This is a genomic window from Acetatifactor muris (assembly GCF_024623325.1).
GTDB classification, from domain to species: domain Bacteria; phylum Bacillota; class Clostridia; order Lachnospirales; family Lachnospiraceae; genus Acetatifactor; species Acetatifactor muris.
This window is the reverse complement of record NZ_JANJZD010000004.1, coordinates 248,172-260,979: the sequence shown is the minus strand read 5'-3', so window position 1 is coordinate 260,979 and position 12,808 is coordinate 248,172. Positions and strand designations below refer to the sequence as shown.

The following is a 12,808-nucleotide window of genomic DNA, read 5'->3' as shown; positions in this document are numbered from 1 at the left end:
CTCAGATAGTCGTTACATTCTCCCCCACACACCGATAACTCTGCTGTCATCCGATACGTCCCCAATAACAACGCTTCCTGCTCCTATTATTGCATTCATCCCTATATGAGCTCCCTGTATAATTGTTGCATTTGCTCCAATCAGAGTATGCTCCCCGACTCGTACGTCTCCACAAAGTGTAGCTCCAACCGCAATGTGACTATACTCGCCAATCTGGTTATTATGCTCAATAATTGCTCCTGTGTTGATAATGCACATCTTTCCTATCTTTGCCCCCGCATTGACAACAGCATTCTTACCGATAAAAACCCCTTCGCCCACATCCGCTGACCCTGATACGACTGCGCTCGGATCGATAATTTTCGGTAGTCTAAATCCTGCCTGTTTTGCCCTATAATATAATCTGTCCCTTATGCTGCTTTTTCCCAGATACCCTACAGTAATCGCAGCATTTATAACTCCTCTATCCAATAAACATTCCAGCATCTCATCCGTCCCCAGATATCGAAGCGGACTACGAACATCAGCCACGTCGGTATATCCGACAATCTTATATTTTTTCCCGTTTATGATAGTGTCTGCTATGCTCAGTGCGTGTCCGCCGCCGCCTATCAGAACAATATCTTCCATTTACTATTCTCCGTATAGTCTGATTCTCATTTTTTCCAATTCAGGAAGCTGTCCCATATCCATCCAGTCCTTTTCACTGACAGGAAAGACCGCAACCCGCTTCCCCTTTTGCCGTTCTTTTTCAACAATATCAGGGAATCCTATTGGAACATTATTTTCTATATCATTGATTACTTCCGGCTCAACAATATAAATTCCTGTATTCGTCAAAAAAGATATGAGCGGTTTCTCCCTCATATCCTTTATTGTTCCATTTATTCCCATTTCCACAACGCCGTATGGTATATTAATATTCTTGTAAGCGCAGATCATGGTAATAATATTTCCATTCTCTCTATGGAACTTCAGCATGCTCTCGTAATTAGCTGTAAGAAGTGCATCGCAGTTGGCAAAGAAAAAAGTGTCTTTTAGCTTTCCACGAAGAAGGCTTAACCCGCCGCCAGTACCAAGAGGATTCTTCTCATCATACCAGATAATATTGTAATGATTATCATTATCTGCAAAGTAGGCCTTCATTAATTCTCGCTTATAATTGACTATTATATGGAATTCATTACAGCCGTACAATTGATATTCCTTCATAATATGTTCAATAATAGGAAGATCACCGACTGGTATCAAAGGTTTGGGCAATACCCGTGTGAAAGGATCCAGTCTGGTTCCTCTTCCTCCTGCATTAATCACAACAGGAATATTTAATGGCGTTTTCTCTTTACTTTTTTGGTCCTCTCCGCTATAAATATCTGTAATTTTTCCTTCCTTGTCTATAATGGGAATGGCAACATAATCCTGTCCATGATACATCTCCTTTGCTTCTGTCAGTGTATGTGCAAATTTAGGCTTACGATTAGCTGCCTGCATAATGTTATCGGACATTTTTCCACCGGCTAAAAGGAAACGCCTTATATCGCCATCTGTCACGCATCCAGCAAGGATTCCCCGTTCATCTGGCAGAAATAAAATGCCTTTCGCGTTATGGTCAATTCTTTGCATTGCTTCGGAAATCAAGAACAGGCTGCTGCCAACCAACATATCAAAATTATCCATATATAATCACCATACTAATCTTTTTATTCCTCCCAGACAGGATGCTTCAATACCCATTTCCCATACTCATTTTTTTCAAATAACTCCGTATTGTATAATGAGTCAATAATGCTCCAAAACTCTGTTTCCGTATAACCGCAGAACTCGCAAAAATCTCTCACACACAGCGGATCAAGCTTGTCGTCATGCTTTTTTACAAGTTCTTTTGCCGCATTCCTGGAAATCATGCCATATCTAACCATCCGGGCAGCGTAGTCAGTCGCAAACTGATGGCCGAATTTAGGATATTTCAGCCAGGGATGTACCAGGTAAGCTCGGCTGTCAACCTGGTCAAAATTTTCTACATGATGTGTTCTGTCCCATTCGTGAGTGAGATCATGGAAACCATGCTTTTTTGCGAACTCATAATTTTTGAAACTGTTCCATTGTGTGAAATAGGAAATATAAATCGGATCCAGCTTGTCCAACTCTTTCTGCTTTGGTGCCTTTGTGAAAAAAAGGTCCTGTGCTGTGACTCCAGCATTATCTAATAATTCCTGCTCATCAATTCCTGACGCCACACCGTTGTTTAGCTGATCTTTCGCAGAATAAGTCTCTTTCGCATCTGCTCCGCCATATTCATAACTGACGTTCTCTCCGTATACAAGCAGCGGCGTATCAAACTTTATTGCCATTATAAGAGGATAGGTATAGATAAGTCGATCAATATACCATGTGGGCTTTCCATACTTTTCGAACATGTACCGCATAAGCTTTTTCTGTGTGCGTATATCCGGTTTCATACTGATAATGCTGCATCCAAATTCTTCGGATATATTCTTAAGATTATGCCCCCCTGCGTTTGTCATCGGAAAATTGTCTTCCACCGAAAAAAGAATTGGATTCATGTGCATTACATTTTTCATAAGATGAACCTGATAATGAGAATCCTTGCCTCCTGATACAGCAATTGCGCAGTCAGGTCCAGCTCCATTCATGCCGCGATATTTATCGCATATAGCTTCAAATTCCTTCCAACGGGCATCCCAGTCAATCTTCTTACGCCTTTCATAAGCCTGGCAGGCAGAACAAATTCCTTCTTCATTAAATGTAATTCCGGGTCTCGTATTCGGCATTACACATTTTTTGCAATAAAACATCATATTTTCCTCCTATTATTTGCATCATTAATTGCTCCAGATTATTAAATTATTTGTCTACAATCAAAATTTTTTATGCCTATATTTATTGAAAATCAATCTTACTTATCAAAATCCTCCCTTTTCTGACAATCCAATGCAATTTATTTCTCACTTCCCGTTTCATTTCAGCAGGGAAACCTTTATATGCGTACTGTTTTACAGTTTCTGAAAACAAATTATGGTCAATGTCTACAAAAAAAGAATCCCTGTGGGGACTTGGGATAATTGAATCATAATATGTACTATTTCCTTTTAATGCAATATCTAAAGGAACCTGTTCATCAAATATTTCATCAGATATACCTTCTAACATTTGTTCACCCTTAGCAGTATTTGTTATAACCAAGGATGTTCCTAAATCATCGTCCCATTTTCGTTTTACTTTTCCTACTCCCCAAAAATCAGCAAGTGTTATGTCTGAAAACCTGTTATTACCCTTAAACTTGCAGGCAGAACAACTCTTTCTCAAGAACAGGTTTTCTTCTATATATCCTCGCAAATACCAATCATGATAGCGGTCCTTTTTATAAACGCTGCCATTCTCAAATACGATCTTTATAGAGTAATTACTCCATCCGAGGCTTTTCTCCCTAAAATTAACTATCTTCGCTTTTGATTTATATTTCTTCTCAAGTTCTTTCAAATATACCTCATAGATCTTAGGAGAGGCAGCTCCTTTACATATAAAGTCACAAGTAAATAGATTCTCATAATTTTTTACCAAAAACAGTTTCAATGCGGCCACTTCACAAGGAGTACCAACAAACATTACCGCCGTTCCCTTTTCAAGTTCACTTTTTATTTCTGAAAAAATTTTCCCTTTCCTGCTCTGCACATATTTCGACTGTCTCAGCTTCGCAATATCATCAGAAAATGTTGCTATGTAGTGAACCACTGCATTCTCCTCATTAAATATCGCCCCAACAACTTTACCTTCCTGCTTAATTATCTGTTTTGCAAGTTCAAAAAATACTCCTCCGGAAGAACTATTCCTTCTTACTGCAAGTTCATTAGACTTTACAACATACCCTTTTTTAGGATAATCCCCCTCAACTATTGTATTAAGACCTGGACAAACTTTTTCACACAATCCACACTGAATACACTCACTGCAATTTATCATAGGGACTTCAAATCCTTCATTATTTTGTTTTATACTAATAATTCCTTTGGGACAAATATTTGCACACGCTGAACAACCTACACATTCACTATAGGATACTTTATCAGTTACCATACTTATACCTCCACCATCAATACAAATAAACATTCTTCCCCGTCAATATCTCGTTCTATTGGATTTATCCTATTTGAATAACAGTGATACCTTTATATCTCAGTATTTTACATTAATTATAAAATCCTTTTCTAATATTTTTTATCGTACCTCACACCTGTTAATTTTCTTTTTAAGTACTCTCTCTCCACTGATTTTAATGCGCCAAAATATATGGAAGCAAAATATAACAGGCTATACACAACAAGACCTGACATAAAGTACTCCCACCTGTAAATATCAATCATATGCCTTACTCCCCATATAATCCCTACAGGTACTATAGTTGCAACAAATACCCGAAGAATACCCGTATAAAATTGTTTTAAATTAATCTTTGTATGCCGCTTTATATAAAAATTTGTAAATGGATAGTACACCAATCCCATAGAAATCATGGTGCCCAAGGCACATCCAAGTTCCCCATATTTTTTACAGAGAGGAATGCTGATAATAAAATTTAAAATACCAATACCAAAATTCACAACTGCCTGAATACGGTGCTTCTCATAAGCTCTGAATATTTCGATATTCAGATTTTGTGATAATAAAATAACAATAGGCGTCATCAGTAATACTGCGACCCAATAGGAATTATTGTAGCCTTCTCCCGCCCAAAAGCGCAAGAAAGCCATTCCAAATATAATAAACCCATAATAAATATATAAAATAACAATAATCTGTACCCTTCCAACTTTTGCAAAGAGTGAATTCAGCTCTTCATCCCTGTTATTTTCTATCAGTACATGTACCTTAGCTGCAAACATCTCTGATATTGCAGTACTGCATTTGATGAATATTGTATTGATCTGTGAGCCCAATGTATATACGGTAATGGCCAGACTTCCCGCATATCTGGCAAGCAGCCATTTATCAATTTGCCAATTCAGCTGATCCATCATTGTATGCAAAAAAATGAAAAAAGAAAATCCGAAATATTTTTTTAGCAGCCCAAATTCCATGTCTTTGAAGCGAAGTTTTAACTTTAAGTATTTTACACAATATCTTGCATTTACAAATACACAAAATGACGTAATCAACAAAGATAAAATTCCTAATGTGACAGATCTGTATCCCAGTATCAACGCAATCATTCCCAAAAACGGATTGCTTATGGTTTTTAATGCATCTACTCCCTTAAGCATTTTATACCGTTCATTTGCCATAATGTTCGTTCTGAAAAAAACACCAATCAACATTATGCAAAGGTTTAGAGCAAGAATAAACAGCAGTCTCTGAGCAATAAGAATTTCAGCCCCGGTAAGTTTATTTCCAAGTACTTGTATTGGATATAACGCCACAAATATCCCACACCCCAGTGCGATCAACCCTAATACCATAAATATACAAATGAACATTCCATTCAAAATTGCAATTTTATTACTATCTCCTCCCTCTTCCCTATATTGCACGTAATATTTTAGGTAAGCACTTGAAAGCCCCATCTCAATTACACCCAAAGATGCCATGATGGAGGTACACAACGAATATACACCATATTCACTGTCACCAAGATATTTAAGAGATACAGGTGTATATAGAATATACGCAAGCAGTTGAAAAAAAATATTTAAATATGAAAATATGACTCCTGTGCCTATTTCCTGTTTAGCCTTGCCTTTTCTCATTCTCTTTTCTCACATTATCCAAAGATTGTCTCAGAAAATTCATAGAGTTCTTTCTCAATTCATTTAATTTTAAATCAACTGAGTCATAGTTTATTGGTGGAATATTGTTAATATCATCAAATGATTTCAACAATCGTCCCTTTAGAGAGACATCACCCAATAAAGAAGAAATCCTGTTCCCCATTGTCAACTTATGCCAACTTTCCTTTCTTTCCAAACAATAAAAATTTTTATGGAAAATAATAGAAAAAACACATGCGTGGAAAGAGTCTGTTATAACCACTCTGGCATTTTTAATCAGGCTCAAAAATTCTCTGGGCCCAACATCACATAGTAAAAAATCACTGTTCTTTTTATCATTTAAGCTGAAGTTTCCCACATAGGGAATATATGCAATCTTCAGTCCAAGATATTTTCCTATTTTTCTGGCTGTTCTTATATTTGCTTTATTGCTTCCCAGCAAATATACTAATGCATATTCGCCATCTATAATGTTCTCTGAACATATTTTTTCATAATCTTCTTTTCTTAACAGCATAGTAGGATCCAGGACACATTTAATATTTTTTCCCGCCAAAGTACTCAATTCCTCCACAAACTGATGCTCTCTCAGAGAAACTGAGTCAAAGCCGCTTATTACCTCCACTAATTTCATTTTATAGCCTTCTGTCAGAGAAGAGTGCCCAATGCTGGCGGCGTAGGCAATTTTAACAGCAGGACCTGCAAACTTCAAAAAAAACACATCATTACTCCAGTCAGGATTCCATATCTGATCACTTCCACACACAAATATATCAAACTGTGCCAAACTCTCACCGATTGTTTGCTCTGTATATGGAACCGTATGAGGAATTAAACGCATAAATTCATCAAACATTTCATTCCTTATTACCAAATCTTTTGTAATTCGGCATCTGTTTTTTCGCTTTGCAACAGCCATACCCTTTTTTATTAACTTAATGAATTTCTTGTTTCGGATATACTCTTTGATTTGCTGCGATGTAGTCTTTGAGGAAATGAACCTGTCATATGATATTTGCCTGCATTCGTACCCCAATCCGGTAATTGTTTTGCACAATGCAAATGCCTGCAACATTGCACCATAATTCCTGACATTATAATAAAATGTAAGTATTCCAACTCTCCGCATATAGACTCCCTTTATTGTATGTGACTGTAATTCTCATTTATTGTAATGCATCTGAGTGTATAAAAAATTAACATCCAAATATCCAGGAATGATATGGGTATAAATCCGGATGCCTCACACTGCTTGCCACAACTGTAAATAAAAATACAGACAGAGTCATCAACATGATTGACCTTGTCTCCCTGTCTTTAACCTTATTAAGTGTTGCACATACCAATATTATTTCTATAATCTTGATTGACAGATTAATCTTGGTAGCCAATAAATCATTTGCAGCCAGACACAAAAATCCGGCAAAGCCTGTCAGGTACACTAAATATGCTCTTCTTTCAGCCATATCGTATTGTTTGGCCATAAATGATACAAACACAAGCATAATCACTCTTGCCAGAATACTGCTAATGCCTACAGGCTCTACATACTGTGAATTATACGAATGAATTATTTCCTGAAAAGCCCTGGGTAAAAGTGTGGTCAGTCTATTATTGACAAAACAGTAATTTACGAAACATGCCGCAAAAAATAATACTATACTGAAGCATACCAGCTTTTTCCTGGTTATTTTCATGTTGTATATAATATATAACATGAAGATAAGTAAACCAATTCTGTGAAACGCAACTGCTAATACCCCCATGATTACAACCTTAATAAGCTTCTTTTTCTCAATGGCCTTTATGCTGCATAACATTATTCCAACCGATATTCCCTGTGCAATTGCATTAAAGCCAAACGGAAACATATATAAAGAGTAATATACCAGCAACGCCGGAAATCTATATTTCGAATTTTTAACAATACAATATCCTATTAGGCAAACTTGAATTGCCGCAAAAACCAGAAAAGTAAAATAAGGAGAAAATCCAACTGTCTTTAATCCAAGCGCAATCCCGGAAAACCCTGGATCATCAAACCTCCAGAAATTACTGACCTCAATCACCGTAAATATCGCCTGATATCTTTCATAATCTGCACCGTTGTTAAATCTTCCACCTATAAATACTGTCAAAAAAAACAAACAACAAATAAATAATCTATTTTTACGGTCTATGGCGAAATTAATTTCACATAAAGATATCATGAATAATAAAGCAAAAATAGCAACATATATCATTTTTATCCTCTTCCGCTAAATTTTCTAAACAGCCTATAGATATTTGCGTAAATACGGGGAGACCATTCATTCACTTGAAAAATGATTCTTTTCAGCCTTCCAAACTTCTGAACATAAAAGCGATTACTCTTATATTCCGGAAATTCTTGAAGGAATTTATCCCTGACCCTTTGTATCAGCTCATAATTAATTTCATCATAATAAAATATGATGGTTGAAACAGTATGTATGTAATAATGCTCTAAATAAATATATTCGACCGCATCTCGTATCTGGTCATAATCGTCTTTGCCTTTAAAAAAATCCAAAGCCATATCTGCCGTTTTCATTCTGTCCAAATGGTGTGTTGAGTTTCGTACAGATGTAGTTGACTCTGCATTTCTTTTGTTATAGCAATATAAAGGCTTATTTGTATATGCAAAACTTTTGACAAAGTACTTTACAACAACTCCAAAGTAATTGTCTTCATAAGCCAAACGCTCCGGAAAATATATACTCTCCTCATTCAGTAATTCCGCTCGGAAAAGGCAACTGCAAAAAGATCGCATGTCACTTATAAAGTCTTCCCGATTTTCTACAGATATTTCTATTTTACTGCTTTCTCCTCCTAAATCCGATCTGTTTGGTACAATTTCTTTAAACTCTCCAAAATCTTCATAAAATCCCCCATACACCATATCCACTTTAAGGTCACTGGCCAGGTGGTACAATGTGTCATACATATCCTTCTCAACGTAATCATCGCTGTCAACAAATCCTATATATTCTCCCTTTGCTTCCCGAATCCCCAAATTTCTGGCAGCACCCTGGCGTCCTTTTTCGCTTAGTCGAAACGCTCTGATTTTTTCAGGATTCCTGGCTTCATACTGTTTTAAAAGAGCATATGAATTATCCGTTGAAATATCATCTACAGCAATGATCTCTATCTCTTCCAGCGACTGTGAAAGGAGGCTGTCCAGGCATCTGCCAAGATACTTCTCCACATTATAAACAGGAATAACTATGCTTACTTTTATATTTTTTTCCATAAACGCACCCTTAATGTCAAAAGTCATCTCAAAAAACATTCATAAATTGATATATTTGAATGGTACGGAAACCCTTTTAATGACCTCAGCAATATTGGCGGCTGCAAACTCTTTATTATGAAAAGTCTCCCGCCCCTTAGCCAGTTGCCGGCATTCCTTACTGTCAGATTCAATACAGGCTAAAATTGCTTTCTCTAATTCTTCAAGTTTTTCAACCTTGATTGAAATACCATATTCAGAATAATCTATATCTGCCGCGCTTAGCATAAGAGAAATAAGCGGTTTACCAACCAGCGCAGCCTCCATCCCCGCTGTAGAATCCCTCGTTATAGCTACATCGCATATATAAAGCAGATTTTTCAAAGGATAATCCTTAAGGAAAAGCATATTATCTGGGAACTTTTCTTCTCTCTGTTGGGTCTGATTCGGATGCAACTTTATAAGGAACAGATACTTGTTCCATTTTTCAGCCACTCTACTGAGATAGTCCTCTACCTGGCCAGTTTCCTGCAAACCAGGCTGTTCCAAATATAAGATCACTTTTTCATATCGGTCTGCCTTGATCAACTCTCTGCACTGTTCCAGTTCATTCTTGCTGACTTTTACATTATCCTCAAACACAGGCTGACCAGTAACAACTATATTAGACAGAGGCACTTTTAACTTCCGATTTGCGAAATCCCTTCCATAATCATTCATCACACAAGTGATGCAATTGCATCCTGAATCTTCAAATACCGGTAAATCCGCAATCCTAACCACAGGAACCCCCAGTCGATTTGCAGCGATACCTGCCGCCTTTTCCATTCGCACTCCGCAGGTAATTACCAAAACTGATGGCTGTTCCTGTTGAATAATTAATTCCATTGATCGAACTGGACAAAAAGCTTTCCTGCCTTTTTCCGCATATGCTTCTCTGGCCTCACTTTCACCCAGTTCCTCCTGCAAATCGCAAAATCCAATCCCCAGATAAGCCACCAAGTCACTATACAAGATTCCCGCATCTGCCCGAAAGGCCAAAGCTGCCAATTCATTGCCGTAAGTCAGAATATCCTGTTTATAAGGAAACAGATCTATATAATCTTCAATTAAAGAATATGGTATCCCACATCCATCAAAAACCTTTCCCGCAACAGTCAGGGCGATCACTTTCTGCTCATAACAACAAATCTGAGACAGTTCATTATAAGTATGCCTGACAAGATTCGCATGGCCCCCACCATAGGAAATATATAAAATCTTTCTTTTTTCTTCCTCCATGGCATTGTCCTCACCTGTAATCTTCAAATTTATCCATCGTTGTCTCTATCAAAATATCTGCAAAATCGACGCCTTCCCTTTCAAGGAAGAACCTGCCATATTCCATCTGATTTTCATGTATGCCTGTCACCATTACAGAATTAGCTTCCAGTATATAGATACAGCAACTCATATTATCAGGAACAACCATCGCGTCTATGCGACAGAGGCCTTTCATCCCTGTTTTCAAGGCCACCTGCTCACAATATTTTTTTACTTCTGTCTCCATCTCAGGCGTCAGGCTTTCCCTTCTGCTGTCATTAGACGTAAATCCCTTTAAATGACACTCCTGCGCTTTACTATAATAGCTTACAATAATGGCTTCCGCCCCTGTCTTCTTTACCAATACAGGAACTGTAACATCAACTCCTCTCACAAATTCTTCCACAAGAACTGTAGAATCTTTTCCCAGTATCTCCAGTATCGCTGCATCAAGCTCATCTACATTGTTGGCTTTCTGCGGAAGCACCTTATCAACAGGCGATTTAACAACGCAGGGCAACCCTAAATAATCTATAATTTTTTGGGTATCCGGCATTTCTTCTCTGGGACTTATTCTTATAAATTTGGGCGTATTAATTCCCTGTGCCATTAAGGCTTCTTTATATCGGATCTTATCCTTTGCAAGCAGACTGGCAGCTGGATCATTGGATAAAAGATATCCCCGCTCATCAAGATCTCTTGATAGTTCCAATGCCAGAATATGTCCCGTACCTATAACAACCTTTTTGACTCCCATCTCTTTAAAAAAAGAATCAATTTTATCTACTTGACGTAAATCCGCTCTGCATACAAAATCAGCTGTCTCTTCCCCTGACTCACCAGGTTTTCCCTCAATAAGAGCAACTCTTTTTCCTTTTTTATGAAGCTTTTCTGTTAAAATTTCACCACTGATACCAGCAATCAGTCCAATTACTTCATTTTCCATCTCAGCATCCGCCTTTCATTCATTTTCAATACCCGGCATAGCATTTCATTTCGAAATATTCCATGCATTTTTTAATTAGTCCCTTGCTTTTTTAGTACAACAGCAAGTGTCTTAGCAATAATTTTTACATCTGTTAAAAAAGATACTTTGGACGTATAAAGATTCTCCCAATACAGTTTTTCTTTTTCTGTCAGGTTACTCCTCCCATTTACCTGTGCAAGACCTGTAATCCCCGGTTTCATCAGATACTTTTCCTGAGAATAATCATCTTCTTCCCGTACTACGTCCGGGCGGAAACCGACAAATGACATATCACCTTTTAAAATATTAAAAATCTGAGGGAGCTCATCTAAACTGGTTTTTCTAAGAACTCTTCCTATCCTTGTGATCCTCGTATCGCCTTGAGTCGTATATGCCGGCCCTATCCGATCTGCATTCTTTACCATACTTCGGAATTTATATATCGAAAAAGTTTTTCCACCTTTTCCCATTCTGGCCTGTGTATATACAGCCGGAAAACCGGAGTCACAACATACCAACAGAGCGCACAAAAGATAAAGCCACCAAAAAAGCAGCAAAAATAAAAAGGCAAAAAACCTGTCAAAAATATTCTTTCCATATCTGACATAGAAACTGTTCTCTCCTGTTTTCATCATTCATTTACACTCCGGTCTTCCTTCTCGTCTCCGCTATCTGAACTATCTTTCCTACAATGCTTTTTACACCTGACACGTTTTCGAAAAAATACCTGCTATGCTCTTCGCACTCCTTTTCCTGTGCCCTGACCGCCTGCATTCCTTCTGTGAAAATATGACGTATCTCATCTATATTGTCCATCTGCTCTACATTGCAAAAACTCCTGGATAAAATCACACAGCCGGACCCCATACGGTAATGCTCCTTGATTATCATTTCCGCCGGGAGCATCCCCTGTCCCAGTCTGGCAATTCCTCCAAACCCATAAGAGATTCCTTTCTGACGAAATTTCAGACAAAGGGTCTCCACTGTCCCGTCCGCCAACAGTTCAAACATAAAGTTCTTCCTGTACCCCAGTGACAAATCATTGAGTCCAACAAAAATTTCATCTATTCCGTCCAGCGCCAGGATTTCGTCCACAGCAGCAACCGCTTCCGGTGTCTCCAACAGCGGCATAGTCCTGCATCGTCCGTCAACCAGCCGGATAAATTCCTCCACCTCACCTGCTGTCTTAAAATACGGCAGCATCAGTATATCTGCACCTGCCTGTATGGCTGCATTAATTTCCTCCCCGGAGGAACCACATCCATCCACATCCCCATGGATAGGATTCACTCTTACAAGGAGTTCTGCCCTGCACAGAACATCTTTTACAGCATAAATGTCTTCAACAGTATGATGCGACTGAACCGTATCCATCCCCTGCTGTCGTTCTGCTTTCCCAATATATTCCATATCTACAAATATTCGATCTACTCCTGCACTTTCTGCTATTCGAGCTACATCCGGCCGGTTCGTGATATACATTAGTTTTAAAGCCATATTTCATCC

Annotated in this window: 12 protein-coding genes; all 12 read right to left on the bottom strand. The window is 38.0% G+C overall.

The window, feature by feature from the left end:
- Positions 1–12: 12 nt before the first annotated feature.
- A complete protein-coding gene (locus NSB25_RS05700; protein ID WP_103238454.1) occupies positions 13–630 on the bottom strand; it encodes an acetyltransferase in 618 nt (205 codons plus the stop codon).
- Positions 631–633: 3 nt separating this feature from the next.
- Positions 634–1,677, bottom strand: coding sequence for a sugar phosphate nucleotidyltransferase (locus NSB25_RS05695; RefSeq protein WP_103238453.1), 1,044 nt, complete (start codon positions 1,675–1,677; stop codon positions 634–636).
- A 23-nt stretch (positions 1,678–1,700) separates the two neighbouring features.
- Positions 1,701–2,819 carry an N-acetyl sugar amidotransferase gene (locus tag NSB25_RS05690; protein WP_242982307.1) on the bottom strand — a complete coding sequence of 373 codons (1,119 nt, stop codon included), beginning with the start codon at positions 2,817–2,819 and terminating at the stop codon, positions 1,701–1,703.
- Positions 2,820–2,901: 82 nt separating this feature from the next.
- The gene (locus NSB25_RS05685) at positions 2,902–4,095 is read right to left on the bottom strand and encodes a Coenzyme F420 hydrogenase/dehydrogenase, beta subunit C-terminal domain (protein WP_172454964.1); all 1,194 of its coding nucleotides are present in this window, start codon (positions 4,093–4,095) and stop codon (positions 2,902–2,904) included.
- A gap of 131 nt (positions 4,096–4,226) precedes the next feature.
- A complete protein-coding gene (locus tag NSB25_RS05680) occupies positions 4,227–5,762 on the bottom strand; it encodes a lipopolysaccharide biosynthesis protein (RefSeq protein WP_103238450.1) in 1,536 nt (511 codons plus the stop codon).
- Positions 5,743–6,912 carry a polysaccharide pyruvyl transferase family protein gene (locus NSB25_RS05675; protein WP_103238449.1) on the bottom strand — a complete coding sequence of 390 codons (1,170 nt, stop codon included), beginning with the start codon at positions 6,910–6,912 and terminating at the stop codon, positions 5,743–5,745. Before NSB25_RS05675 ends, NSB25_RS05680 begins: the two co-directional genes overlap by 20 nt.
- Positions 6,913–6,979: 67 nt before the next feature.
- Positions 6,980–8,026 carry an EpsG family protein gene (locus NSB25_RS05670; RefSeq protein WP_103238448.1) on the bottom strand — a complete coding sequence of 349 codons (1,047 nt, stop codon included), beginning with the start codon at positions 8,024–8,026 and terminating at the stop codon, positions 6,980–6,982.
- A gap of 2 nt (positions 8,027–8,028) precedes the next feature.
- Positions 8,029–9,054 carry a glycosyltransferase family 2 protein gene (locus NSB25_RS05665; RefSeq protein WP_172454963.1) on the bottom strand — a complete coding sequence of 342 codons (1,026 nt, stop codon included), beginning with the start codon at positions 9,052–9,054 and terminating at the stop codon, positions 8,029–8,031.
- A 39-nt stretch (positions 9,055–9,093) separates the two neighbouring features.
- The gene (locus NSB25_RS05660; protein WP_103238446.1) at positions 9,094–10,314 is read right to left on the bottom strand and encodes a CDP-glycerol glycerophosphotransferase family protein; all 1,221 of its coding nucleotides are present in this window, start codon (positions 10,312–10,314) and stop codon (positions 9,094–9,096) included.
- Between the two features lie 10 nt (positions 10,315–10,324).
- Positions 10,325–11,281 carry an ATP-grasp domain-containing protein gene (locus NSB25_RS05655; protein ID WP_103238445.1) on the bottom strand — a complete coding sequence of 319 codons (957 nt, stop codon included), beginning with the start codon at positions 11,279–11,281 and terminating at the stop codon, positions 10,325–10,327.
- 71 nt (positions 11,282–11,352) lie between these two features.
- Positions 11,353–11,937 carry a sugar transferase gene (locus NSB25_RS05650; RefSeq protein ID WP_103238444.1) on the bottom strand — a complete coding sequence of 195 codons (585 nt, stop codon included), beginning with the start codon at positions 11,935–11,937 and terminating at the stop codon, positions 11,353–11,355.
- A gap of 4 nt (positions 11,938–11,941) precedes the next feature.
- Positions 11,942–12,799, bottom strand: coding sequence for an aldolase/citrate lyase family protein (locus NSB25_RS05645; RefSeq protein ID WP_103238443.1), 858 nt, complete (start codon positions 12,797–12,799; stop codon positions 11,942–11,944).
- Positions 12,800–12,808 lie beyond the last annotated feature (9 nt).

Coding starts and splice junctions, on each gene's coding strand:
- NSB25_RS05660 (WP_103238446.1), bottom strand. CDS start 10,314: ATGGAGGAAGAAAAAAGAAAGATTTTATATATTTCCTATGGTGGGGGC.
- NSB25_RS05675 (WP_103238449.1), bottom strand. CDS start 6,912: ATGCGGAGAGTTGGAATACTTACATTTTATTATAATGTCAGGAATTAT.
- NSB25_RS05655 (WP_103238445.1), bottom strand. CDS start 11,281: ATGGAAAATGAAGTAATTGGACTGATTGCTGGTATCAGTGGTGAAATT.
- NSB25_RS05695 (WP_103238453.1), bottom strand. CDS start 1,677: ATGGATAATTTTGATATGTTGGTTGGCAGCAGCCTGTTCTTGATTTCC.
- NSB25_RS05665 (WP_172454963.1), bottom strand. CDS start 9,054: ATGGAAAAAAATATAAAAGTAAGCATAGTTATTCCTGTTTATAATGTG.
- NSB25_RS05700 (WP_103238454.1), bottom strand. CDS start 630: ATGGAAGATATTGTTCTGATAGGCGGCGGCGGACACGCACTGAGCATA.
- NSB25_RS05680 (WP_103238450.1), bottom strand. CDS start 5,762: ATGAGAAAAGGCAAGGCTAAACAGGAAATAGGCACAGGAGTCATATTT.
- NSB25_RS05670 (WP_103238448.1), bottom strand. CDS start 8,026: ATGATATATGTTGCTATTTTTGCTTTATTATTCATGATATCTTTATGT.
- NSB25_RS05645 (WP_103238443.1), bottom strand. CDS start 12,799: ATGGCTTTAAAACTAATGTATATCACGAACCGGCCGGATGTAGCTCGA.
- NSB25_RS05685 (WP_172454964.1), bottom strand. CDS start 4,095: ATGGTAACTGATAAAGTATCCTATAGTGAATGTGTAGGTTGTTCAGCG.
- NSB25_RS05650 (WP_103238444.1), bottom strand. CDS start 11,937: ATGATGAAAACAGGAGAGAACAGTTTCTATGTCAGATATGGAAAGAAT.
- NSB25_RS05690 (WP_242982307.1), bottom strand. CDS start 2,819: ATGATGTTTTATTGCAAAAAATGTGTAATGCCGAATACGAGACCCGGA.